The organism is Acinetobacter sp. CWB-G5, assembly GCF_019209785.1.
GTDB classification, from domain to species: Bacteria; Pseudomonadota; Gammaproteobacteria; order Pseudomonadales; family Moraxellaceae; genus Acinetobacter; species Acinetobacter johnsonii.
This window is the reverse complement of the sequence record NZ_JAHUTF010000001.1, coordinates 503,515-529,297: the sequence shown is the minus strand read 5'-3', so window position 1 is coordinate 529,297 and position 25,783 is coordinate 503,515. Positions and strand designations below refer to the sequence as shown.

20 protein-coding genes, 1 other RNA gene and 1 pseudogene are annotated in these 25,783 nt (G+C 42.4%); 12 read left to right on the top strand and 10 right to left on the bottom strand.

What is annotated here, in order from left to right; genetic code table 11:
- Positions 1 to 177 precede the first annotated feature (177 nt).
- The gene (gene gdhA / locus KVY11_RS02580; protein WP_183176240.1) at positions 178 to 1,521 is read left to right on the top strand and encodes an NADP-specific glutamate dehydrogenase; all 1,344 of its coding nucleotides are present in this window, start codon (positions 178 to 180) and stop codon (positions 1,519 to 1,521) included.
- 74 nt (positions 1,522 to 1,595) lie between these two features.
- Here gdhA and KVY11_RS02575 read toward each other — a convergent pair whose 3' ends face one another.
- From KVY11_RS02575 to rlmH, 3 genes are all read right to left on the bottom strand, one after another.
- On the bottom strand, positions 1,596 to 2,378 hold the full coding sequence (locus tag KVY11_RS02575; protein WP_218288007.1) for a DUF4377 domain-containing protein: 783 nt from the start codon (positions 2,376 to 2,378) through the stop codon (positions 1,596 to 1,598).
- Positions 2,379 to 2,519: 141 nt separating this feature from the next.
- A complete protein-coding gene (locus tag KVY11_RS02570) occupies positions 2,520 to 3,296 on the bottom strand; it encodes a dioxygenase (protein WP_218288006.1) in 777 nt (258 codons plus the stop codon).
- Positions 3,297 to 3,404: 108 nt separating this feature from the next.
- Positions 3,405 to 3,887, bottom strand: coding sequence for a 23S rRNA (pseudouridine(1915)-N(3))-methyltransferase RlmH (gene rlmH / locus KVY11_RS02565; protein WP_218288005.1), 483 nt, complete (start codon positions 3,885 to 3,887; stop codon positions 3,405 to 3,407).
- Between the two features lie 146 nt (positions 3,888 to 4,033).
- Between rlmH and KVY11_RS02560 the strand changes: the two genes are divergently transcribed.
- Positions 4,034 to 4,975, top strand: coding sequence for a M20/M25/M40 family metallo-hydrolase (locus tag KVY11_RS02560; RefSeq protein ID WP_218288004.1), 942 nt, complete (start codon positions 4,034 to 4,036; stop codon positions 4,973 to 4,975).
- 245 nt (positions 4,976 to 5,220) lie between these two features.
- Here KVY11_RS02560 and KVY11_RS02555 read toward each other — a convergent pair whose 3' ends face one another.
- From KVY11_RS02555 to KVY11_RS02540, 4 genes are all read right to left on the bottom strand, one after another.
- The gene (locus KVY11_RS02555) at positions 5,221 to 5,601 is read right to left on the bottom strand and encodes a VOC family protein (protein WP_004980894.1); all 381 of its coding nucleotides are present in this window, start codon (positions 5,599 to 5,601) and stop codon (positions 5,221 to 5,223) included.
- Positions 5,602 to 5,730: 129 nt separating this feature from the next.
- Positions 5,731 to 8,160 carry an endopeptidase La gene (gene lon / locus KVY11_RS02550; protein WP_148826423.1) on the bottom strand — a complete coding sequence of 810 codons (2,430 nt, stop codon included), beginning with the start codon at positions 8,158 to 8,160 and terminating at the stop codon, positions 5,731 to 5,733.
- Positions 8,161 to 8,308: 148 nt separating this feature from the next.
- Positions 8,309 to 8,899 (bottom strand): 5-formyltetrahydrofolate cyclo-ligase, encoded by a 591-nt coding sequence (locus KVY11_RS02545; RefSeq protein WP_218288003.1) that lies wholly within the window; start codon positions 8,897 to 8,899, stop codon positions 8,309 to 8,311.
- 71 nt (positions 8,900 to 8,970) lie between these two features.
- Positions 8,971 to 9,366 carry a MerR family transcriptional regulator gene (locus KVY11_RS02540; RefSeq protein ID WP_218288002.1) on the bottom strand — a complete coding sequence of 132 codons (396 nt, stop codon included), beginning with the start codon at positions 9,364 to 9,366 and terminating at the stop codon, positions 8,971 to 8,973.
- A gap of 82 nt (positions 9,367 to 9,448) precedes the next feature.
- Between KVY11_RS02540 and KVY11_RS02535 the strand changes: the two genes are divergently transcribed.
- The 7 genes and pseudogenes from KVY11_RS02535 (at position 9,449) to KVY11_RS02505 (ending at position 20,217) form a co-directional block, all read left to right on the top strand.
- On the top strand, positions 9,449 to 12,406 hold the full coding sequence (locus KVY11_RS02535; protein WP_218288001.1) for a heavy metal translocating P-type ATPase: 2,958 nt from the start codon (positions 9,449 to 9,451) through the stop codon (positions 12,404 to 12,406).
- Positions 12,407 to 12,748: 342 nt separating this feature from the next.
- A complete protein-coding gene (mumR, locus tag KVY11_RS02530) occupies positions 12,749 to 13,660 on the top strand; it encodes a LysR family transcriptional regulator MumR (RefSeq protein WP_004694273.1) in 912 nt (303 codons plus the stop codon).
- A 346-nt stretch (positions 13,661 to 14,006) separates the two neighbouring features.
- Positions 14,007 to 15,261: pseudogene (locus KVY11_RS02525) on the top strand (NRAMP family divalent metal transporter).
- Positions 15,262 to 15,296: 35 nt separating this feature from the next.
- On the top strand, positions 15,297 to 16,079 hold the full coding sequence (locus KVY11_RS02520; RefSeq protein ID WP_218287999.1) for a LamB/YcsF family protein: 783 nt from the start codon (positions 15,297 to 15,299) through the stop codon (positions 16,077 to 16,079).
- Positions 16,072 to 16,878, top strand: coding sequence for a putative hydro-lyase (locus tag KVY11_RS02515; RefSeq protein WP_151836205.1), 807 nt, complete (start codon positions 16,072 to 16,074; stop codon positions 16,876 to 16,878). The genes KVY11_RS02520 and KVY11_RS02515 overlap by 8 nt, the downstream gene beginning before the upstream one ends.
- Before the next feature lie 34 nt (positions 16,879 to 16,912).
- Positions 16,913 to 18,496, top strand: a complete 1,584-nt coding sequence (locus KVY11_RS02510) for an urea amidolyase family protein (protein ID WP_218287998.1) — start codon at positions 16,913 to 16,915, stop codon at positions 18,494 to 18,496.
- On the top strand, positions 18,496 to 20,217 hold the full coding sequence (locus KVY11_RS02505; RefSeq protein ID WP_218288204.1) for a biotin carboxylase N-terminal domain-containing protein: 1,722 nt from the start codon (positions 18,496 to 18,498) through the stop codon (positions 20,215 to 20,217). The genes KVY11_RS02510 and KVY11_RS02505 overlap by 1 nt, the downstream gene beginning before the upstream one ends.
- A 286-nt stretch (positions 20,218 to 20,503) precedes the next feature.
- Here the strand turns inward: KVY11_RS02505 and ssrS are convergent.
- The 3 genes from ssrS to KVY11_RS02490 form a co-directional block, all read right to left on the bottom strand.
- A non-coding RNA gene (gene ssrS, locus KVY11_RS02500) (6S RNA) lies at positions 20,504 to 20,687 on the bottom strand.
- A gap of 99 nt (positions 20,688 to 20,786) precedes the next feature.
- Complete coding sequence (locus tag KVY11_RS02495; protein WP_004694243.1) at positions 20,787 to 21,071, bottom strand: cell division protein ZapA; 285 nt, start codon at positions 21,069 to 21,071, stop codon at positions 20,787 to 20,789.
- Between the two features lie 2 nt (positions 21,072 to 21,073).
- Positions 21,074 to 21,625 (bottom strand): hypothetical protein, encoded by a 552-nt coding sequence (locus KVY11_RS02490; RefSeq protein WP_183173965.1) that lies wholly within the window; start codon positions 21,623 to 21,625, stop codon positions 21,074 to 21,076.
- 64 nt (positions 21,626 to 21,689) lie between these two features.
- Between KVY11_RS02490 and KVY11_RS02485 the strand changes: the two genes are divergently transcribed.
- The 3 genes from KVY11_RS02485 to KVY11_RS02475 form a co-directional block, all read left to right on the top strand.
- On the top strand, positions 21,690 to 22,322 hold the full coding sequence (locus KVY11_RS02485; RefSeq protein WP_218287997.1) for a UPF0149 family protein: 633 nt from the start codon (positions 21,690 to 21,692) through the stop codon (positions 22,320 to 22,322).
- Positions 22,323 to 22,401: 79 nt separating this feature from the next.
- A complete protein-coding gene (gene pepP, locus KVY11_RS02480) occupies positions 22,402 to 23,724 on the top strand; it encodes a Xaa-Pro aminopeptidase (RefSeq protein WP_218287996.1) in 1,323 nt (440 codons plus the stop codon).
- A gap of 673 nt (positions 23,725 to 24,397) precedes the next feature.
- On the top strand, positions 24,398 to 25,783 hold a 1,386-nt coding region (locus tag KVY11_RS02475), incomplete at its 3' end, for an ESPR-type extended signal peptide-containing protein (protein ID WP_256350565.1).

The window sequence follows — 25,783 nt, the reverse complement described above, 5'->3', positions numbered from 1 at the left end:
ATAACCAGTTTTGAGGTATGTTTTATATAAATAATTGTTATATAAATGATAAATATGTTTTTTTATAGAAATGTGTTGTGAATTGTTGGTAAAAGATATTTAATTGTTTGCGCCAAAATTTAACATTGTTTATAAAATTTGACCAATTTTGATCCATTTTCTGCTGAGGATTAAGCGTTGAAATATAACAGCCTTAATGAGTTTTTAGATTACGTGAAAACACGTGATGAACATCAACCCGAATTTCTACAAGCGGTAGAGGAAGTCATGACCAGCCTTTGGCCGTTCATTGAAAAAAATCCTCGTTATGCAGACCACGGTTTGCTGGAGCGTTTGGTTGAGCCAGAGCGTGCGATTCAATTCCGCGTTTCATGGGTGGATGATCAAGGTCAAACGCATGTAAATCGTGCTTTCCGTGTTCAATACAACTCGGCGATTGGTCCATTTAAAGGCGGTATGCGTTTTCACCCATCGGTAAATCTCTCGATCCTAAAATTTTTAGGCTTTGAGCAAACCTTTAAAAATGCGTTAACGACACTACCAATGGGTGGTGGTAAAGGCGGTTCAGACTTCGATCCTAAGGGGAAGTCTGAAGGCGAAATTATGCGTTTCTGCCAAGCGCTAATGATTGAGCTATACCGTCACCTAGGTTCAAATACGGATATCCCTGCGGGTGATATTGGTGTGGGTGGCCGTGAAGTGGGCTATATGGCTGGCATGATGAAGAAGCTGAGCAATGACACTTCATCTGTGTTTACGGGTAAAGGTTTAACCTTTGGTGGTTCTTTGGCGCGTCCTGAAGCAACGGGCTACGGCACAGTGTATTTTGCTGAAGAAATGCTGAAAACCCGTGGCGACTGCTTCCAAGGCAAAACAGTCACGATTTCTGGTTCTGGTAACGTAGCACAGTACGCAGCTGAAAAAGCAATGTACCTAGGTGCGAAAGTCGTTTCATTGTCTGACTCTGCGGGTACAGTATATGTGAAAGCAGGCTTTACCGATGCTTTACTGGCTGAAGTGATGGAACTGAAAAATGTAAAGCGTGGTCGTATTTCTGAGTTTGCGTCTAAGCATGGCTTTGAATACTTAGAAGGTCAGCGTCCATGGTCTATTCCATGTGATATTGCACTGCCATGTGCAACTCAAAATGAGTTAGATCAGGCAGATGCTGAAGTACTCCTTACAAATGGAGTAATTTGTGTCGCTGAAGGGGCGAACATGCCTTCTACCTTAGATGCAGTCGAAAAATTCGTTGAAGCGAAAATTTTATACGCACCAGGTAAAGCATCCAACGCGGGTGGTGTTGCGACCTCTGGCCTAGAAATGTCACAAAATGCTTTGCGTTTGGGTTGGACTTTTGAAGAAGTCGATGAGCGCTTACATGCGATCATGAAAGAAATTCACCGTAACTGTGTGAAATACGGTACACAAGCAGATGGTACTGTGAACTATGTAAATGGTGCCAACATTGCAGGCTTTGTAAAAGTTGCAGATGCAATGCTTGCTCAAGGCGTATTCTAAGTTTTGTACACTTAGAAAACTCCCAATAAAAAACCGAGGCTTGAGGCCTCGGTTTTTTCTAGGTCATTGAACGATTACAATGAACCTTTTACTGCTTCACGTTCAATAATCATGTCTTGAACATAAGCATATTTTGACTGGTCAGCCGCAGGGTTGGCAATTTCATAACGTTTAACACGTACGATTTGACGCTCTTTCGGATTGTGGGTGAAACCATCGATATGGTTATAGAATAACGTCCAGTCTTTATCGACCTGTGTTTTTACGCCATTTTCAGCATATTTAATTTCACGAACTTGTAGGCATTCCATACGGGCAACTCCTGCAGAACATGTTTTGGTTTCTGGTGAAATTTCTAAGAAAACAGTTTCACCTTGGCTTTGATATTTCGATTCAGCAGTTTGCTTACCTGTGAATACAATTTTTTCACCTTTTGCCGATACCACGGTTAGTGTTGGTGCATCAGGATCATTTAGGTTTAAAACAAACGGTGCTTTACGGTTGTCAAATAAATCTGCTGCGACACCTTCTTGAGCCATGGCTTTTGGTTCACATGCCATTTGAGTCGCCATCAGGTTACCCGTCACAATTTGATTATTTTCAACTTTCCAACTAGTCCCCATACCGTTACAACTGGTTGCAATGCCTAAGCGACCTGCTTTTTTGTCAAAGTTTAAAACCAAAGGTTTAGGCGCATCTGCGGTGTTCGCGCTCCAATGATAGTTTGCGAGTGTTTGATCTGCATTTTGTTGTTGTAGTACAGACACAGCCAAATCTCCTACTTTTTGAATATCAGATGATTGGCAAGCAGCCAGTGCGAGAGGGAAAAGGGCAATCGCTAAATATTTTAATTTCATGGGTTACAAGTTCTTGATTTAAAATAACAAGATACATGATATCCGATGTTCTTTTTAAAAGAATGGATACATTCAGTTCTTTTGGGTTTCAAAATGTATCCATAAATATTTTTTTGTTAATATATAAGTAAAATTTATACATTAATCAAAACGGTAAATGTCCATGCCTAGTGCACCCATGGTAAAGCTACTATGCACAATATTAAAACGATGACCTGTACCCATCGCAAAAAATATTGGTGCAAAGTGTTCCAACGTTGGGTGGTTACGACGGACAAAAGGAATCGATTCCCAGTCTAAAACAGCGTCAAAGTCCTGATGGCTAAGTTTTGCGACCACATGATTACGAAACGTTGACGCCCACCCAGGTACAGCTTGTGACTGACCATGCCAAGACAATTCGGCTAAGTTATGGGTAATACTCCCTGAGCCAATGAGCAAGACCTGCTGCTCGCGAAGTGGCGCAAGGGTTTGTCCAATTTTATAAATCTCCTCTGCCGACAGATTCATCGGGAGTGAAATTTCCACCACAGGGATGTCTGCATCGGGATACAGATGGAGTAAAGGCATCCAAACGCCATGATCACGCGGACGGGTACTGTTTGCATGAGCTGAAAAACCCGCTTCTGCCAATAAATGTAGAATTTCTTCAGCTAGAACAGGTTGACCGGGTGCTGGGTAGCGAATGTCATAAAGCTCAGCAGGAAAGCCTCGAAAGTCATGCCATGTCTCAGGACGGACTCCAGTACTTACTTCAAGTGAGTTACTTTCCCAATGAGCGGACATAATCACAATTGCTTGTGGTGTCGGTAAGTTTAGGCCCAAACGATGCAACGCAGGCCCAACTTGCTCTGGATTCAACGCAAGCATGGGTGAGCCATGAGAAATGAATAAGCCGGGTAGCGTTTGTAAGTTCATTGTGAAAGCCTAATAAGGGAAGATGAAAAGGATTTTGTCAGATTCTTATCATCTGTGTAATGGGGGAAATATCAACGTATTGTTCCAAAAAAAGAACAATACTTGAGCTTAACCTGCACGATGATAAGGGTGATTATGGTTAATACTCATAGCACGATAAAGCTGTTCAATCAGCATCACGCGAACCATCGGGTGTGGTAAAGTCAGTTTGGATAAAGACCAATGCCAAGCAGCTGCTTTACGTACTGCTTCAGAGTGACCGTCAGGCCCACCAATTGCCAGTACAATATCATTGCCTTCAAGCATCCATCCTTTCATGGTTTCTGCCAGTTTTTCGGTGCTAAACTCACGACCACCGACTTCCAAAGCAATCAGTACTTCGTTGCCTTTCATTGCATTTAAAATGCTATCACCTTCAATTTGACGGTATTTTAAAATATCTGCTTCTGAATCATTTTTACCGCGCTTTGTCATTGGCAGTTCAATAATCTGCGTTTGCACAAAAGGTTGAATACGTTTGAAATAATCTTCAAAACCAGTCAGTACCCATGCAGGCATTTTTTGACCAATGGTCAGAATACGGATTTTCATAATGGGTCATGTATAAGGAGACGATTCATTATAACGGTGAAAGCAAGGCTTTGCAGTGAGACGAAACAAAATGCAATTGAATTCACTGAACTAATGTTGCTTAATTCAACAGATGAGAGGAATAAGAAATACTTGGAATAATAACAATGTGGCTCAAAACTTTAAAAAAACAGGCTTTTTTGTTGATTGTTGTACTGGGTACTTTCACAGGGCAGGTATTTGCAAGCAACGCCAAAATGGCTGATGAACAAAACCTACAAGTCTATTTGGAGCAAGTGATTGGTCAGGGTAAAGCACGTAACTATAAAAACCTTGATGAACTGAACCGTGTCTCTGCATGGATCAAAGAACAAATGCGCTTATTGGGCGTTCCATGTCACTATCAAAACTTTACTGCCAATCAGCAAATCTACCGAAATGTAGTGTGTAGTTTAAACGTCGGACGTGCAGACCGCGTGATTGTCGGGGCGCATTATGACGTCTTTGGCGATCAAGATGGTGCAGATGACAATGCCTCTGGTGTTGCCGGCGTGATTGAAACGGCGCGTATTTTGGCCGAGCAAAAGGCTAAACTACCCAATAATGTGGACTTTGTGTTCTATAGTTTAGAAGAACCACCGTTTTCTAAAACTGAACAAATGGGCAGTTATGTGCATGCGAAATCGATTCAGTTACAAAAAGATAAGATTAAAGGTGTGTATATTTTAGAAATGATCGGGTTCTTTAGCGAACAACCCATCCAAAGCTATCCTGTGGGCTTAAAGTGGATTTATCCAAGCCATGGTAATTTTATTGCGACAGTGAGTAATGTCAGTTCACGTGATTTAGGCGCAGGCTATTGTGCAGCGATGCAGCAACTTGATCAGTTAGAATGTCAGCGTTTGGTTGCTCCGAGCTTTGCCAATGCTTTTGATTTTTCAGATCATTTGAATTATTGGGAGTTTGATATTCCCGCAGTCATGATTACCGATACCGCATTTTATCGAAATGGTCACTACCATACCAAAGCAGACCGCTTAGCAACGTTGAATTTGACCAAAATGGCGAATGTGATCGATGGGTTGGTACAGCATTTATTGAAACCTTAATGTATTTTGAGCAATAAAAAACGCAGTTCCCAAGTAGCGAGAACTGCGATAAAAGGTCATCCGTCTGGAGAATCAGATGACCATGCAATTTCAAATCATCAATAAAAAGAAATATACAGCGCGTATCTATTCTTATTATTTATATCGGGCTTTTTATCGATTTTTCAAGTCTGATTGATGATAGAGGAAAAGGTTTAATACAAAAATTCAAACAACCTAAGTGAAAATTTGGGGCTTCATCTATTTCACGTCATGGAATGTAGGCCAATCATATTTCCTTCGCTATCAAAGGCCAGCACTATAAAACCATATTCACCAATGGCAGTTTTTGCTTCATGAATTTTTCCACCAGACTCAACAAGCCGGCTCGCTTCATTCGCACAATCATCACATGAAAAATAGATTAAGGTACTGTTTCCTCCTGCGGATAGGCCTGGCATCTTCACCAGTGCACCTGAAGCACCATAGGCTTGCATGTCTGAGGGGAAAGCCCACATTTGCAGTGAATTATCATCCGCTGGTGGCGTTAATTCAGTTAATTGAATGTTAAAAACAGATTCATAAAATTGTTTGGCACGAGATAAGTCATCCACATAAATCTCAAACCAGCCAATCGGGTTTTTCATTTTAGTTGTCCTACATGTATCCCTTGATCAAATTATTGTAGGAAATAAAAGCATAAAGATGTGTGGTGTTATCTACAGTAAATTGTAATAAAAAAGAGAGCCGAAGCTCTCTCTTTTTACGATGCGGAATTAGTGGCGTGCAGCTTTTTTGCCTTCATCGACCGCTTTCACAATTGGTGCTTTGACCAAAGGCTCAGGCATAGATGTCAACGCCAGTGGTAAAATCTCATCAATCGATTTCACCGCTTTAATCTCTAAACCTTCTTTAACATTGTCAGGGATTTCAGATAAATCACGGACGTTGTCTTGAGGAATGAAGACCAGCTTAATTCCACCACGGTGTGCAGCCAGAAGTTTCTCTTTCAAGCCACCAATGCGCATTGCACGACCACCGAGACTGGTTTCACCTGTCATGGCAATATCTGGACGAATTGGGATGCCTGTGAAAGCAGAAACCAATGCAGTTGTTAACGCTAAACCTGCAGATGGGCCATCTTTCGGTGTTGCACCTTCTGGTAAGTGGACGTGAACATCGGTTTCTTCGAAACGTGTCGACTCGATACCCAATTCATCTGCACGGGTACGCACGACAGTCATAGCAGCGGTAATCGACTCTTTCATTACATCGCCGAGTGAACCCGTGGTAATGAATTTACCTTTACCTTTGACCGCTGCAACTTCAATGGTCAACAACTCACCACCCACTGAAGTCCACGCTAAACCGTTAACACGACCGACTTGAGCTTCATCTTCCGCCATACCAAAGTCAAACTTATGTGGACCTAAGTAGTCTGGAAGATTGGCCGAAGTCACATCAACTTGCAGGTTTTTCGCCTTTTTGCTAACCGCTTCTTTTACCACTTTACGGGCAATTTTAGAGACTTCACGTTCTAAGCTACGCACACCAGCTTCACGTGTATAACGTTGCACGATGTCACGAATCGCTTCTTCATGAACAGTCAATTCTTTCGCACGTAGACCATTATTTTTCATTGCTTTCGGAACAAGGTAACGCTCAGCAATATTCACTTTTTCATCTTCGGTATAACCCGGTAGACGAATCACTTCCATACGGTCAAGCAATGCTTCTGGAATATTCATGCTGTTGGCAGTACAGATGAACATCACTTCAGACAGGTCCAGATCAAGATCTAAATAGTGATCGTTAAACTTGCTGTTCTGTGATGGATCGAGTACTTCAAGCAATGCAGAAGCAGGGTCGCCGCGGTAGTCTTGTGCCATCTTGTCGATTTCGTCGAGCAAGAACAATGGGTTCTTCACACCAACTTTCGTTAAAGATTGCACAATTTTACCCGGCATCGCACCAATATAGGTACGACGGTGACCACGGATTTCAGCTTCATCACGTACGCCACCGAGTGCCATACGTACAAACTCACGACCTGTCGCTTTCGCAACCGATTCACCCAGTGAAGTTTTACCTACACCTGGAGGACCAACCAAACAAAGGATTGGGCCTTTGAGTTTTTTCACGCGAGATTGAACTGCGAGATATTCCACAATACGATCTTTCACGTCATCTAAGCCGTAATGGTCTGCATCGAGAATTTCTTGCGCTTTGCTTAAGTTAATGCTGACTTTGCTGGCTTTATTCCAAGGCGTATCTAAGATAGCCTCGATATAATTGCGCACCACAGCCGCTTCACTAGACGCAGGTTGCATCGCTTTAAGCTTACGGAATTCGCTTTCAGCTTTTTTGCGCACGTGTTCAGGCAAATCAGCTTCAGCAAGACGTTTTTCAATTTCAGCAACGTCATCTTCCGCGCCGCCATTCATGTCAGAAAGCTCACGCTGAATGACCTTCATCTTTTCATTGAGGAAGTATTCGCGTTGATTTTTCTCCATTTGGCGCTTCACTGAGTCATGTAAAGTTTGCTCAATCTGTTGTTCTTCAGATTGTTGCAATAAATACGTCATCAGTTCTTGTAGATGTGCTTCAAACTCATCGTGTTCGAGGAATTTTTGCTTCACATCAATATTCAGGGGAACACGGGTCGCTACGAAGAATAACAATTGCAGTAAATCGTCAATCTTGTTCGCAGCAGCAATCAGTTCACGTGCATTGCGCAACTTTGCTTCAGCATATTGAGCAAACAGGGCACGTAATTCTTGAACACGTGTTTCTTGCGTTGTTTCGTCAATGTGGACTGACATTGGGCTAAGCGCATGTTCTGCGGTTAGATAATCATTTTCATCAATGATTTTTTCTAGCTTTGAACGATGCAAGCCTTCAATTAATACTTTTATACAGTTTTCATCATTTTCATGATTCACAACTTGCACAATCTTCGCGACAGTACCGTATTGATATAAGTTGTCGTGATCAATTTCTTCTGAAAGAGAATCTTTCTGAGCAACTACAAATACTAGATTGTCACTGTTACGAGCCACATCAACTGCATTGATCGATTTTTCACGACCTACAAATAGCGCGATTTGCATGTGTGGATACACCACCACATCACGTAACGCTAAAAGTGGTAATACACTTGGAACCTGAGGCTCTAAGGTTTCTTGATTCATAATAATTTCAGACATGGGCACTCCTAATGAGTGACAACGGTGTTGCCATGTTTTTTATAGTGATGGGTATTTTAAAAAATACAAGGGCAGGTCAAAATAAATTGTATAAAAAATGACTAAACATGTGATTTTAAAGTATTCACAACAGTCAAAAATGTCAATTTTAGCGCTTGAAGCGTAAATGTTGTTGAGGGGTCAGCAGTCCATCTAAAGGCTGATCCCATGTTTCTCGAATCAAGCGCTGTGGCACCAACTGGAAGTGATGAGCCAAACCAAGACGAAATGGGCGGTGGTAGGGCGCAGATGCTAAGGTTTTGTCATAAAAACCACCGCCCATGCCAATCCGTGTGCCATAAGGATCACACGCCAATAAGGGCATGAGTAGCAGATCTAAATGTGAAACGTGCTGACCACGTGTTGCCATAGGCTCTTGCATACCCAACGGATGGTGAGAAAAGCGTTTATTTTGAAATTGATGACGTGAAATTTTGACCCACACCAAGTGCTGATTCATATTGCAAATCATTGGTAAATACACAGTTTTTTTTTGATGAAAGCAATATTCTATGATTTTACGGGTTTGAATTTCCCCAAAAGCATGTAGATAGATCCCGACACGGGTGGCATGTTTAAATTCGGGCACACGTCTTAAACGTTGTAAAATTTGCAGTTCGGACTGCTGCTGTTGATAGGCGGAAACTTGTCTGCGTTGTTTGCGAAGCTGTTTTCTGAGTTTGGCAAGTTCAATCGACATGGTGAACGCAGTCCTGAGTATCGAAATAGTGAGTGTGAAAGTGAGCGCCAAATTTCAAAGATGGTATCTGTTTATGGCGTAGTCGTTGAACCTTTTTTCAGTTCTTGCAAAATTGGGCAGCAACTGTCAGTGGTGGTTTTACATTCATCCACCCAAGTTGAAAGACGCTGTTTCAGTGCATTTAATTCTTGAATCCGTTGATCAATTTTTTCCAGTCGTTGCTGAATCACATCACGGACTTTTTCTCGGTCATCCAGTTGCAAATGCAATAGATCTTGAATTTCACTGAGCTGTAAGCCCGCATCTTTGCCTTTTTGTATAAAGCTCAACGTTTCAATATCTTGCTGACTATAGTAGCGATAGTTTTGCGTGGTTTCAGGAATGCGCATCAGACCAATCCGTTGATAATAACGAATCGTTTCCACATTCACCTGACAGTGTTTTGCCAGCTTGCCGATAGTGAGCATAAAATAATCTCCAAAAGGCTTGACTCAGTACCTAGGTACAGACTTTATGCTAACACAATCAAAAAATAAAAGGTGAGTCAGAATGAGTGAGCAACACAAAACGTCTTGCTGTTCCAAACAGAAATTAGCGCCGATGGTGGTGAATATCGATCCTGTCTGTGGGATGACGGTCGCAGAGGACTCCCCTCATGTGTATGAGTATCAATCAGTTCGTTATTTGTTTTGTTGCTCAGGCTGTTTAAAGAAATTTTCGGTCAATCCAGAGGCTTACTTAACATCAGAAAGAGCGCCCAGTGTTTGTTGTAGTCAATCCAAAACAGATATAAGCGATGCTTCATCTCAGGGGAAAGAGGAAAGTGCTGTAGTTACTTCCAAAGGTTGTGGTTGCGGATCAAAACCTGTGTCAGATGCAGAGAAGACCACATTTATTGACCCTGTGTGTGGTATGACCGTAACAGATTTAACTAAACCGCATACCGAATGGCAGGGACAGGACTACTATTTTTGTAGTGAAAAATGTTTGCAAAAGTTTATTGCAACCCCAGAGGCTTATGTAAAGGCTGAAGATGCAGTATCGGTGTCTACTTCTACTGCGGGCTGTTGTGGTTCAACTCCGAAAGAGGCAGAGAAAAAAGCATCCTGTTGTGAGCCTAAGCCTCAAACAGAACCAGACACCAAAGCCAGTTGCTGTGTACCCAAGCCGAAAGTAGAAGCTGCAAAAAGTAGCTGCTGTGGTGGAGGAAAACATGAACATCATGCTCCATCTGGATCAGCTGAGTTTATTGACCCAGTTTGTGGCATGTCGGTTGACCCAAATACAGAGTTAAAAACGGATTATCAGCAACAGATTTATTATTTCTGTAATCCTTCCTGCTTAGATAAGTTTAAAGGGGATCCTGAGTTTTATCTGATTCCACCTGATCAGCGTCCTGTGCCTGAAGGGGCTGCGGATATGGACTATACCTGTCCGATGGACCCTGAAATTGTACAAAAAGGGCCGGGGACGTGTCCGATTTGTGGTATGGCACTCGAGCCGATGCAACCGACTTTAGATGATGCACCGAACCCTGAGTTGGTCGATTTTAGCCATCGCTTTTGGATGACCTTACCACTGACGTTGATCGTGTTTGTACTGGCGATGGGTTCACATATTCACAGTTTCATTTCACCGCATATTCAGCCGTGGATTGAGCTAGTGCTGGCGACCCCAGTGGTGCTGTGGGCAGGTAAACCCTTTATTGAACGTTGCTGGACTTCGTATAAAACCCGTAACTTAAATATGTGGAGCTTGATTGGTGTTGGAGTGTTAGCCGCCTATATCTATAGTGTGGTGGCAACGATTTTTCCAAGTGTGATTCCAATGGAAGCCAAAACTGGGCACGGCGTTGCAGTGTACTTTGAAGCCGCGTGTATGATCGTATCTTTAAGTTTGCTTGGTCAAATCATGGAGCTGAAAGCACGTGCCAAGACAGCAGATTCACTCAAAGCCTTACTCAAACTGCAAGCCAACACAGCCAAGTTGGTTCAAAATGATCAAGTGGTTGAAGTTGATATTGGTATGGTCAAACAAGGCGATATTTTACAAATTTCCTCGGGTGAGCAGATTCCACTGGATGGTGTGGTGGTTGAAGGCAAAACCTATGTCGATGAAGCCATGATGACCGGTGAACCTGTGCCTGTGAAAAAGCAAGTGCATGACACGGTGATCGGCGGGACGGTCAATCAACAAGGTAGTATTCGGATACAAACCACGGCGGTTGGGGCAAATACCACTTTGGCGAAAATGATTCAGACGGTGGCAGAAGCACAGCGTTCTAAAGCACCGTTACAACGTTTGGCAGATGTGTTTGCCAAGTATTTTGTGATTGTGGTGTTACTGATTAGTGTATTGACCTTTGCCACTTGGATGGTGTTTGGTGGTGCGCAATTTGATCTGGCACTGATGTGTGCGGTGGCGGTACTGATTATTGCCTGCCCGTGTGCGCTGGGTTTGGCGACGCCAATGTCAGTGATGGCCACCACCGGTCGTGCGGCACAAAAAGGGGTACTGTTTAAAGATGCGGAGGCGATTGAAGCTTTAAGTAAAGTGAATACGCTGATTGTCGATAAAACAGGGACTTTGACTGAAGGTAAACCAAGCCTGAAAGAAATTCAGTTGCTCAGCCCAAATGTAAACCAAGCGCAAGCGGAACAGTGGATTGCCTCGATTGAGCAGTATTCAAGTCATCCGATTGCACAGACTTTGACTCAAATAGTTCCTGCACAGCAATTGCTTAAAGTGGCAGACTTTGAGGATGTGACTGGCTTTGGTGTCAAAGGTCAGATTGGCGAGCAAACCTTCTATATTGGTAGTCAAAAGCTGCTTGAGCAACTCGGCATCACTTTAGATGATACTTTGCAAAGTCAGTTGAACCAGCAGCGTGCGACAGGCAATGTGATCAGTTTCTTAAGTAATAGCCAAGAAGTACTGGCTTATATTGCTATTCACGATGCGATTAAGGCCAATGCTCAGCAAGTCATCCAGCAGTTGATTGATGATGGTATTGAAGTGGTCATGGCAACAGGTGACCACGAACAAAATGCCCAGTTGGTGGCTCAGGAATTGGGTATTCAGCAAGTCTATGGCAACTGTACGCCAACTGAAAAACTGGATATTGTAAAGAAATATCAGGCCCAAGGTATGATTGTCGCGATGGCGGGAGATGGCATTAACGATGCACCAGCCTTAGCTCAAGCCAATGTGGGTATTGCGATGGGGAACGGAACTGATATCGCTAAACAAACCGCGCAAGTCACCTTAGTTAAAGGCGACATTCGTGGTGCAGCCGATGCACTACATATGGCGAAATTGAGTGTTCGTAATATGAAACAGAACCTTGCTTTTTCCTTTGTGTATAACGGCTTAGGTGTTCCTGTGGCAGCAGGAATTTTCTATCCAATAACAGGGTTATTACTCACCCCAATGTTCGCTGCGGTGGCCATGTCACTGAGCTCACTGTCCGTGGTCTTAAATGCTTTACGTTTACAGAAGAGTAAATAAGCGCTTTTAGATTTTTACGGTCTCTTTTTAAGTTGAGTTTTTAAAAAAGCATCTTTTTAACAAAGGTGCTTTTTTTATGATGATTCGTGATGGAATAAAGCGCAGCGCGAATAAAGATTGCTTTTTACAAGCGTCTTTTTTGATTCAACTTAATTTAAAGAGCCTTGAACAGGTTAGACCGAGTAAGGTTGTAATAGATACAAAATAGATGTATTTGGGTAAGAGGTAGAGTTTTAATGAGCGTCATCTTGTGAGTCATTTTGAAATTATATAAAACAGGAACTTAAAAAATAGTAGTAACTGCCGTACTATAAGCGGGATGGAGTAAAGGCAGGGTTCAGGGTGAATTTAAAAAATCTAGAAGCATTTTATTGGGTTGTGACTTTAAATAGTTTCAATAAGGCTGCCACAAAATTACAAACGACCCAGCCTGCTGTTTCACAAAAAATCACCTCTCTTGAAAATGATTTAGGTTTTAAAGTACTCGATCGCAGTTTTCGACAGCTTAAACCCACCCATAAAGGCATGACCCTGTTTAAATATGCTGAAAAGTTTATGCGTTTAGAAACCGATTTGGTGGCTGAGCTGACTGAAAACCAGCATCTAACAGGAACAATTCGTTTAGGTGTTTCCGAGACCATCGTTTATACGTGGTTGGTTGAATATATCGAAAAAGTACAAAAAGAGTTTCCTAAAGTTTCTGTGGAAATTGTGGTGGATTTAACCCCAAATTTGCAAGAAGGTGTACGTACCGGGGATTTGGACATGGCTTTTTTGCTGGGGCCGACTTTGGCTTTCGAGTGTGTAGAGCAGGCGCTGTGTGACTTTGAACTGAGCTTCTTGGCAGCTCCATCTTTTAAAGGTGGTGTGGGTCAAATGTCGTTTAAGGCATTGATGTCTCACACCATTTTAACCTATCCGAAAATTACCTATCCCTATAAAGAGCTCAAGGCCAAAATGAAAGAGCAGGCACTAGACGAGCCGCTTTCAATTACCAGTTATTCGCTTGCGACCTTATTGCGTCTTGCGGAGCAAGGTTTGGGGATCGCCGTTGTGCCGACCTTAACGGCCTTAAAGGAAATTACCGATGGTCGCTTGGAAATTTTAAATACCCCGATCCAGCTCAAAACCTTTCATTTCACCTCGATTTATATGCAAGGAAATGATGCTGCCTTGAAAGAGAAATTAACCGATGTCGCAGTCACTGTTTCTGAAAGCGCAATGAAAAGACTGCTTGAGAAAATTAAAAAATAATTGAGGCGTACGTAGCTTTTTGACAAGCGATGTTTCTTTATCTCAATACGTAATTTGTTTGAAAAACTATAAAAGCAGCTTATCGTGCGTGATAAGTAAAATTTATCATTAGACTTTTAATAAGTAAAAAAATGATAAAATACAGTTATTTAGTTTTAATAATGGATGTAAAAAGTCGTATTGTTCATCGCGCTTGCCTATGTTCTTATTTCAAATAGAAGATTTGATCCGCCATGGCTTTGGTTGGGCAACAGGGAATCTTTGTCAGTTAAAGGGACTTAAGAACAGAATTTGTAAGCAAAATGATGTTCTTGGTTCAACTTGAAAATAGCGTTATTAAGCTCAAATGGACGAGGAACGCATTAAATATGTCTTTATTAAAATCTTCTTTTTTATCAGATCGTCAATGGGCCATTGTTGCTTCAATCTTCATGATGGCAACCTCCGCCATGGGACCTGGTTTTCTAACTCAAACCGCGGTCTTTACTGTGAAATTGGGTGCGGCGTTTGGCTTTGCCATTCTCGTGTCTATTTTGATTGATTATGTGGTTCAGCAAAATATTTGGCGTGTCGTAACACTGACGCAAATGCGTGCCTCGGATATTGCCAATAAAGCTTTGCCGGGCAGTGGTTACTTACTGGCTTTTCTGGTCATTTTGGGTGGCTTCTTCTTCAGTATTGGTAATATTGCAGGCGCGGCTTTAGGTCTCAATGCATTATTTGGTTTGGACACTAAATGGGGCGGCATTTTAAGTGGTGCTTTAGCCATTTTAATTTTTGCTTCAAGAAAAGCCACGCTGGCGATGGATAAAAGCATGATCGTTTTGGGGTTGCTCAAAATCATCTTGATTATCATTGTTGCTGTCATTGTGATGCCACCTGTGGGCCAAGCAGTTCATCAAACGTTTGCACCCGATCAGATTGATTTTGCCATCATCACCACGATTGTTGGTGGAACGGTCGGCGGCTATATCTGCTATGCAGGCGCCCATCGTTTACTGGATAAAGGTGCGGTTGGCCCTGAAAATATTGATGAAGTCGCAAGAGCTGCAACCAAAGGTATTGTGGTTGTAGGCATCATGCGTTATGTGCTGTTTTTAGCTTTCTTGGGTGTAGTGGTGAGTGGTGCAAGTATTGATTTAGCCAGCCATGATGCCAATCCAGCAGCGCAAGCTTTTCAATATGCCGCAGGGACTTTCGGTTATAAATTATTTGGTCTGATTTTCTGGGCAGCAGGGATCAGTAGTACCATTGGCGCCGCTTATACTTCGGTTTCATTCTTTACCGCATTTAAGAAAAACCTGAGTCCAAAGCAAAGCAATTACACCACCATTACATTTATCTCTTTAGCGTTATTGCTGTATGTCGTACTGGGCGCAACCCCTGCTGGACTGTTGATCTTCGTTGGTGGCTTTAATGGCTTAGTATTGCCGATTGGTTTAACGATTTTTGTTTATGTTGCCGCTTGCCGTAAAGATATGATGGGGAATTATAACTATCCAAAATGGTTACTTATTTTGGGTGTACTCACATGTATGTTGACATGGTGGATGGGCTATATGTCCTTTACCACAGTCTTTAATTATTTAACCAAACTTTAAGCCAGACGACGGTGAAGTGATAAAGGAATTAAGCCATGTTTGTAGATTTAAATAGTGACTTAGGTGAAAGTTTTGGTTCATGGAAAATGGGCAATGATGACCAAATTCTACCTGTTGTAACCAGTGCCAATATTGCATGTGGCTTTCATGCAGGAGATCCGCTGGGGATTTTAAAAACACTGCGTAAGGCTGTTGAATTAAATGTCGCGATTGGCGCGCATGTATCTTATCCAGACCTCGTCGGTTTTGGTCGTCGCAATATGGATGTGTCACGTGATGAGCTGATTGCCGATGTGTTGTATCAAATTTCTGCACTAGATGGTTTAGCCAAAGTGGCTGGTTCTCACGTGCAATATGTGAAACCACATGGCGCACTGTATAACACCATTGCACATGATCACGCTCAGGCCGCTGCGGTGATTGATGCTATCAAGATGTATAACCCAGAACTGGTTTTGGTGGCACTGGCAGGTTCCAACTTGGTTGAGCAAGCACGTGCAGCAGGCTTAAAGGTTGTATCCGAGGCATTTGCAGACCGTGCTTATAACAGTGATGGTTCATTGGTTTCACGTCGTTTGGACGGGGCTGTTTTGCATGACTCAGCCTTTGTGGCACGCCGTGTGGTGTCTATGTTGAAAAATGGCGGCGTTGACTCGATTGATGGTGTATTTACCCCGATTCAAGCGGACACGATTTGCTTACATGGTGACACCGCAGGTGCTTTAGAGATGTCGGCTGCGATTAAAGCTGAACTGCTAAATCATCATATTGAAATTCGCCCCTTTGTATTAAAGCATGAGGAAGTACGCAATGTATAAGGATATCCGAGTCGATTCAGCGCAGCTTGAAGCCGCTTTAGCCGCACGTTTAAAAATCCGTGCAGGCTTTGACAAACCAACGGCGGGTATGGCTGCGGGCATGACGCAGGTCAATATGATTTCGGTACCTAAAGATTGGGCTTATGATTTTCTACTGTATGCACATCGCAATCCGCAAAGCTGCCCTGTTTTAGATGTGTTAGAAGAAGGTGTTTATGCCACAAGACTGGCAGAAAACTCAGATATACGCACCGACTTTCCACGTTATCGCATCTGGAAAGAGGGTGAAATGGTCGATGAAGTAACCGATGCGAGTGACATTTATCATGCACATCCTGACTTGGTGACGTTTCTAATAGGCTGTAGTTTTTCTTTTGAAACCGCATTGCAAGAAGCAGGTATTGAAGTTCGTCATATCCATGATCAGACCAATGTACCGATGTATTTGAGTAATATTCAATGTCAGCCTGCGGGGCGTATTTCGGGCAACATGGTGGTTTCTATGCGCCCAATTCCATCCCATCAAATCGCGGATGCCGTCAAAATTACAGCACGGATGCCAAGTGTGCATGGTGCGCCTGTACATATTGGACATCCTGAAGGTTTAGGCATTCGTGATGTGAATCAGCCAGACTTTGGCGATGCTTCACGTATTGAGGCTGGGGAAATTCCAGTATTTTGGGCTTGTGGTGTAACCCCACAAGCAGCGGTGATGAACTCAAAAATTCCTTTTGCCATAAGCCATGCTCCCGGTCATATGTTGATTACCGACATTCCTGATCGTGCATGGATGGGTTAAGCGGCACGAAAGAACAATTAAAAAGGATAGGCACATGCGTTTTTTATCGGTAAACGCGGATTGTTTTCTCATAGAGCTCGACAGCCTAGAGGAAACATTGGCGTTGTACAATAAATTGCACACGATGCAATTGAATGGAATTAAAGACTTAGTCCCTGCTGCAAAAACGATTTTGGTATTTTTTAATGAAATCGAGACCACCTTTAAAACACTGGTTGCTTCGATTCAGACTGTAAAAATCGGTTCAGGCGTTGAGCGTAATGTCCAAGAGCTGATCATTCCTATCTGCTATACGGGCGAAGATCTTGCTCAAGTTGCAGCGTTACAAGGGCTTTCAATTGCGGATGTGATTTTGAAGCATCGTCAAAGTGTTTGGAATGTGGCTTTTATTGGCTTTGCGCCGGGCTTTGCTTATATGAGCAGTCCCGATCGACCTTTTACAGATATTCCTCGCTTAGCTGTGCCACGTAAAAAAATACCGTCGGGTTCTTTGGGACTGGCAGGACAATATTCAGGGATTTACCCGAAAGATAGTCCGGGGGGCTGGCAGCTGATCGGTACGACTGCTGCAAAAATGTGGGATTTGGAACGTAAAAATCCAGCGCTACTGTTACCGGGGATGACGGTCCATTTTGAAGATGTTACACATCAACCGACCACGGTTAGTGTACCACAGCAAGTCACTCGTACAGTTGAACCTAAACACTCCATGCCTGTGTTTACGGTAACAGCACCGAGTTTACAGATGCTGATCCAAGATGAAGGGCGTTTTAACCAGACCAAGATTGGGGTTGGTGTTGCAGGGGCGATGGATGTATCGGCGATGCACAGTGCAAATCGAATTGTCGGTAACCCAACTCCGACGCCTGTGATTGAAATTTTAAATGGTGGTTTGAAAGCCAAAATGCATCAGTCCGCAGTCATTGCGGTTACGGGAGCAATTTCAAACATCCACGTGAAATTTAGTGATGGCCAAAAGGCTGACTTTGAGAGTTATCAAGCGATTGCCCTTGATGAAGGTGATGAATTTCAGATTCAAGCACCGACGGCAGGGCTAAGAAATTATCTGGCGATTCGTGGTGGTATCGACGTACAGCCTGTGCTGAATAGCGCCTCATTTGATAGTTTGGCTGTATTAGGACCAGAACCTCTAAAAATGGGGGATACGGTTAATCAAGGACAGGTTGAAGTTTCAAATATCAGTAATACCGAAATTGCGAAGTTACACTTGCCCAAAGTCGGCGATGTAGTAGAGCTCGACATTGTGATGGGACCGCGAACGGATTGGTTCGAAGCAGAGAGCATTGAGCGCTTATGTCAGCAAGCTTGGCTTGTGACCAATGAAAGTAATAGGGTTGGACTGAGACTTTCAGGTGAGCAGCCGTTGCAACGCAAAATTACCCATGAGTTGGAAAGTGAGGGAACTTGTATTGGTGCCTTACAGATTCCACCCAGTGGACAGCCTGTATTGTTTATGAATGACCATCCTTTAACTGGTGGCTACCCCGTGATTGCGGCTGTGGCGAAGCACCATTGGGACTTGGTGGCGCAGATTCCAGCAGGTTGCCAAATCAAATTTAAAAAAATGACCGAATTTACAGATTTTGAGAATGAATGATGACTACTGAAAAATTATTAATTGCAAACCGTGGTGAAATTGCTGTTCGTATTATTCATGCTTGCCGCGATATGGGTATTAGCTCAGTTGCGTTATATGCCGATGATGATATGGATAGTATGCATGTCGAACTGGCGGATGAAGCATGGGGGCTGGCGGGTGCAACGGCACGTGAAACTTATTTGAATATTCCAGCCATTCTTGAGGTTGCTAAAAAATCCAAGGCGACCATGGTGCATCCAGGTTATGGTTTTTTATCTGAACGTGCAGAATTTGCTCAGGCCGTAATTGATGCAGGCTTAAAGTGGGTCGGGCCGCCACCGAATGCTATTGAAAAGTTGGGTGATAAAATTGAAGCACGTAAGATAGCGGCTTCAGTGGGTGCACCTTTAGTTCAAGGCACACAAGACCCCCTAAATAATGCTGATGAAGCTCTCGAATTTGCAAAGCAGTTTGGTTTACCTATTGCGATTAAGGCCGCTTTTGGCGGTGGTGGTCGCGGTTTAAAAGTTGTTTGGAAACTGGAAGATGTAAAAGAGCTGTATGATTCGGCTGTACGTGAAGCACAAGCCGCTTTTGGCCGCGGTGAGTGTTTTGTTGAGCAATACTTAGATCAGCCTCGCCATGTCGAAGCGCAAGTGATTGCCGATCAACATGGCAATGTAGTGGTTTTAGGTACACGTGATTGTTCGCTACAGCGTCGTAATCAGAAGTTGGTTGAAGAAGCCCCAGCGCCTTTTATCAGCGATGCAATTTATGAAGAAATTTTAACTTCAGCCAAAAATATCTGTCAGGCAGCCAACTATGTCGGTGCGGGTACCGTTGAATATTTGTTAAGCCGTGATGGAAAGCTTTCATTTTTAGAAGTAAATACCCGCTTGCAGGTGGAACATCCTGTCACGGAAGAAACGGCCAAAGTCGATTTGGTGGTTGAGCAAATTCGCGTGGCTCAAGGCCATGAACTTTCAATCAAAGAAACCCCGAAAGCGCAGGGGCATGCCATTGAGTTTCGTATCAATGCTGAAGACCCTGCTCGTGGCTTCATTCCTGCATTTGGTGTATTGAGTTTATTTGAAGCACCATTTGGCCAGGGCGTACGCGTAGACACAGGTGTTCGTACTGGTTCTTTGGTGTCGAGTCATTTTGATTCGCTTATGGCAAAACTGATTATCACAGGCCCAACCCGTGAAATTGCGATCGCTCGCGCTAAACGTGCGCTGAAGCAATTTAAAATTGAAGGTGTTGCTTCGGTTTTAGACTTTCATCGTGCTGTATTAAATGAAGCTGATTTTACCGACACATTTAATGTCCATACTCGTTGGATTGAAAATGATTTTAAACAGGACTTAAAGCCAACGAAACGCAGTATTCCGAATCATCAACAGCCAATGTTACTCAGTTATATTGAAATTGATGGGAAATTACATCGTTTAGGCTTACCTGCGGGTATGTTTGCACAAAACCCTACAATGACGTCTCAAGACCAACCAGCTACAGAAACAGCAGTGAGTGCTGAACACTTACTCGCTCCAATCAATGGCGTAATTAGCGCTTGGAAGGTAGAAAACGGGGAGCAGGTCGCAGAGGGGCAAGTGGTGGCGATTATGGAAGCCATGAAAATGGAAGTCCCTGTACTTGCGCATCAAAGCGGAGTGATTCAATTGACGGTTCAGCAAGGGGAGACCTGTCACGCAGAGCATATTATTGGATCGATTTGCTAAAAAATTTAATCATGTGAATGAACCTGATGCAGCATTCAGCTAAGTCGGGTTTTTCATTTGGAAATGCTTAAAAGTTGAGGGCTAGTTAGCTTTGTCTTATGGACAAATGAAGTAGAAAAATGGTTCGATAAAGATTGAATAGTCCAATAAAACGTTATTTAACGAGATAGAGATATTCAATAATCATTTTGTTCTGTAGCTCGGAGACAAGATGAAAACGATAAACTTGAAAAATAAAAATTAAAGAATATTAGCGATGTATGTAATTATTATTTTTAACTAAATAAAGTACTCCGAAGATGCCGCTGCATGTGTCGTTACCCTGAACCCGATGAGTTCAAGGTGGACGCGACGTATACTTGCTGGGTTTCCCACATGAAAGTGGGCATACACTCTAAATATACAGAACACATCCATAAGTTTAAGTATCGGCAGGGGAATAGACCCGCTGGCGAACACCTCAGAGTTGCCTTAAGTATAACGAATCTCACGCTGATGGCAACTCATACACCGCTACGAACTGTAAACAACTGAAGTAAGTGTTGATACTTTATTCAATTCAGTCGAGTTTAAACAAGTTCCGCAACGTCATCGATAATATTTGCCAGTAATCGTTCTGCGTGTGCATACTCTTGCAGTGTTTTATTCATCGACAACACTTCTTGCATTAACTCTAGTGCCACCATAATGATAATTTTACTGGGTTCTACACGTGGCGCTTTACGGCGAAATTCATCATATTTATCATTTAAAAGCAGAGCTGCACGTTCAAGGTCAGCTTTTTCTTTTTCCGTTGTGACTAAACGAAAGCTATGGCCTAAGACACGTAATTCAACAGTAATTGGTTCACTCATGATTAAACTTCCTCGCCAGCTTCAGTAGGGTGGGCAAGTTGTTGAATTTCTTGCGCGTGATGATCTTGCTCTGTGCCTAAAACAGCCAAACGTTGGATGATGGCTTCGACTTTAGCTTTGGCATGCTCATTTTTTTGTAACAATCTTTCACGTTCTTGCTGAAGTGCTTGGATTTCTTGCTGAGCTTGACGCTGATCATTGTTCATTTTTTCTTTAATTGCACGTAATTCATTACGTTCAGCCAAGATTTCCTGAAAGCGATTTTTTAAATCCGTACAACTTTTTTCCAAACGACTATAACGATCGGCCAAAGCAGTCGCATCAGTGTTTAAGTGTTGATATTGGGTCTGAGCGCTGCTTAATTGCTCAGTTAAATCGTCAATTTGTTCTTGCTTCTGGGTAATTAAGCTATTTTTTTGCACAACTTGAGAACGGTGCTGTTCTTCAGCATCCAGTTTAGCTGCATTTAAAGTGCTATTTTCACTTTCAAAATGAGCAAGTCGCGTTTTTAAAACGCCAATATGCGCCTGTAGACGCTGTAATTCTTCTAACATATCGTGGTCGCACAGTGCTGCAAACAAAGGTAATATATAAGAAGTATAGAGATTGGATAAACGAATGCAAGACGATATTTCAGGTTGGTCAGAATGGCAGCCAAATTTTTCTAAAATTGAAGAGATTTCTAGCCCAAGTGAGTTACATGGTTTACTCACGGGTATCATTTGTGTAACTCAGGCACCGAGCCGTGAAGAGTGGCAACACATCCTCACGACTTTGGAAATTCCAGAGTTAAGTGAAGAAGCTTTGGCTTTGTTAGCCGATGAAGCAGAAGATGTCGCACATGCACTTTCTGACGATGAATTGGACTATTTACCGTTACTTCCCGATGACACTCATACGCTGGCAGACCGTGTACAAGCTTTGGCGGATTGGTGCGCAGGCGTAGTGCTGGGCTTTGGTTTGGCGTCTGGTCATATTCGCCCAGATGAAATGGAACTGATCGAACATTTACAAGATGTCGCGGCAGTTGAGTTTGAAGAAACCGATGATGACGAAGAGGGTGAAGAGAGTTATCAAGAGTTATACGAGTTTGTACGTTTAATTCCTGTGAGCTTATCTGTAGGCCGCAAAAAGATTGCGGTTGATGAAAGTTCGCTGCTTAAACACTTTCATAACAAGCAACAAATCGATCGTTCTGTAACAGAAGCGAACAATGTTGTAGAAATGTTTACGCCGCATCGCCCAAGCTGATTGGCATAAGACTTGCTACGCGTACATGATAGGGTGCGCGTGGCACTTTTATTCTTTGGTATAAAAAGACAGATCAAACATGAAACTAACGCAAGTGGATTTTCAGGAACGCCGTGACCGTTTGGCTGCACAAATGGGTCCGAACAGTATTGCCATTATTGCAACCAGTCCAGTGGCTATGCGTAATCGTGATGCGGACTATAAATACCGTACCGATAGCAGCTTCTTTTATCTAACGGGTTTTGCTGAGCCCGAAGCCGTGGCGGTCATTGAAACTTTTGCCGAAGACGATGAAGACGGTTACAGCTACAGTTTGTTCTGCCGTGAACGTGATCGCGAGATGGAAATCTGGAATGGTTATCGCGCAGGTGTGGATGGCGCGGTAGATGACTATGAAGCTGACGAAGCGTATGCGATAGATTTGTTAGATGAAGAAATCATTGAAAAACTCTTAAGCAAAGAAAAATTATTCTATCGTATTGGGCAACAGCCCGAATTTGATGCGCGCGTAGCAAAATGGATCACGACGGCCAATGGTGAGTCACGTCGTGGGACTGCTGCACCTGCACAAGTGATACAGCTCGATCGTATTTTAGATGAAATGCGTTTGTTTAAATCAGCACAAGAAATTGCATTGATGCAAACGGCTTCTAATATCTCTGCACAAGCTCATATTCGTGCCATGCAAACTGTTAAGCCAGGCATGATGGAATATGCTCTAGAAGCTGAGCTGAATTATGTATTTGGTCAAAATGGCTGTGTGCCGTCGTATAACAGCATTGTCGGTGGTGGTGAAAACGCTTGCATTTTGCACTATGTAGAGAACAATAAAGAGCTAAAAGATGGCGATTTGGTGCTGATCGATGCAGCGTGTGAATATGAATATTATGCTTCAGACATCACCCGTACTTTCCCCGTCAATGGAAAGTTCAGCCCTGAGCAAAAAGCTCTTTATAATGTAATTCTCGATGCACAACTTGCTGCAATTGACGCAGTGCGTGTAGGCAACTCGTATAAAGAACCACATAATGTTGCTGTGCGCATTTTAGTCCAAGGTCTACTTGATCTGGGGATTATGCAAGGTGATATTGAAGAGATTATCCAAAAGGAAAGTTTCCGTCAGTTTTATATGCATGGTACAGGGCACTGGTTGGGTATGGACGTGCATGATGTTGGTTCATATAAGCAAGATGGTGTGTGGCGTGCCTATGAAGAAGGCATGGTCGTGACTGTTGAACCAGGCTTGTACATTGCACCTGATGATGAAACTGTCGATGCGAAATGGCGTGGTATTGGTATTCGTATTGAAGATGACATCGTAGCAACCCAAAATGGTCCACTGAATTTGACTGCGAAAGTGGTGAAGTCGGTAGAAGAGATTGAAGCGTTAATGGCGCGATAAATATAACTTACTGTATAAAAGCCGATCATGTGATCGGCTTTTATTTTTTATAAGGTATTTATTTTAAACAGAGTGAATTGTTAGCTTTAAAATCAGCACTGATTCGAGGAAGAGTCGATTTTATTATACTGTTATGTAGGTTTTAAATTGATTGTTTAAAATGCAATTTTTGAAAATACAGTCATCAATATCTCGTTTATTTTTATTAAAATCTCCAATAATCTCACCCCGAAATATAATATTTATTTGCCTGGTTTGAGTTAAATGATAGTTTTTTTAATACAATGCAAATATGGAAATAATATATTTAAAATCAATAGCATGAATCGTTTAAAAATTTATTTTTTGGTACTAATTATCCCCAGAATTTCATTGGATCCCAAATGTTCCAGAATGAATTTTAAATGCTCATGATCTTCTATGATTTGAACTGCATATTTTATTTTGATTAAGCATTCCTAAAATTAACAAAATATCCGTTATATGAAAGATCTGGTTTATGGACTTGATGGTATTCATAGCCAGCTTTAACTTGGCAGTTCCAAGGATTAAATAGCTTTGATGCAAAAAAAAGATTAAAAAATTATATCTCAAGTATAGATAAATTATAAAAAATGAATATAATGCCCACCTTCTGTAGATTTTGTCTCTTTATTATTTATTAATGTGACTCATGTCACAATGGCGGGTTGGTGTGAATAAAATTTATAAAGTAATTTGGAACGCTTCAATCGGTGCATGGGTTGCCGTTTCTGAGCTAGTAACAGCGAAAGGGCATTCGTCAACTCGTATTAAAGCGGTTGCAAGCTCTAGTACTGAATTAACCATAGTGAAAACAAAAAAAACGATTAATTTAAGTCTATTAGCTGCAGCTTTACTTTCACTTTCACCACAACTATATGCGGTGAAAGTAGGCAATGGTGATGATTCTTCAGCTTATTCTATTGCTATATCTGATCCAAATTGTGGTTCAGCAGTGACCAGCATCACAACCTCAATTGCAATTGGCTGTTCTGCTAATGTTGCTGCTGGTACTGGACAACAAGGTGGTATTGCCATCGGTGAAAATTCACGTGTCATCAATGACGGTATTGCCATTGGCCGTAATGCAAATGCAAATAGTGGCGATGACAAAGGTGGTGTTGCCATTGGTAATGACACTTGGGCGTGGGCGCACAGTGTTGCTATTGGCACAGGGGCAATTGCCGATCAAGCGCAAACGGATGTAGATAATGCGTCAGTTGCGATTGGTGCTAAAGCCAATTCAGGTAATTCTGACGGTGGTGTTGCAATCGGTATTGCTTCTAAAATTGGTGATAATACTGGGGATACTGTCGCGATTGGCCGTAAGGCATCTGTTGAAGGTGGTGCTGAGAAAAGTTTAGCCTTGGGCTCAAACTCTTCTATTGCTGCCAATGCAAAAGAATCAACAGCTTTAGGCTTTGGTTCAAGAGTAGAAAAAAGTAGTGGTGTTGCTATTGGTAATGCCTCTAAAGTAACAAAAACGAATGCTGTCGCAATTGGTTCAAAATCAAATACAGATACCGATGCAACAAAAGAAATAGAAGCAACCATTGATGGCATAAAATTTGGTTCATTTGCTGGTGCTGCAAGTCAGGCGGGCGATCAAGTTTCTTTAGGATCTGCTGGAGCTGAACGTCAGCTTAAAAATGTGGCGGCTGGTCATATTAGTGCTACAAGTACTGATGGTATTAATGGTAGCCAACTTTACAGAACCAATGTGGTATTGGGTAATGTTGCAAATAGTGCTGCAGATATTATTGGTGGTGGCGTTACTGTAGGTGATAATGGCAAGTTAACTGGGCCATTTAATGTCGCTGGTAATGATTATACTTCTATCGCAGAAGCAATTGAAAAAAATGCTGGAGCTGGTACGAAAACTAGCGTTGTGGAAGGCGACAACATCACAGTTACCGATGTCACCAATGCAGATGGTAGCAAAGAATACAAAGTTGCTACTAAAAAAGACGTTAATTTCGACTCAGTCACGCTTGGTAATACGCTCATTAACAATGCTGGCTTAAGCATCAAAGACGGT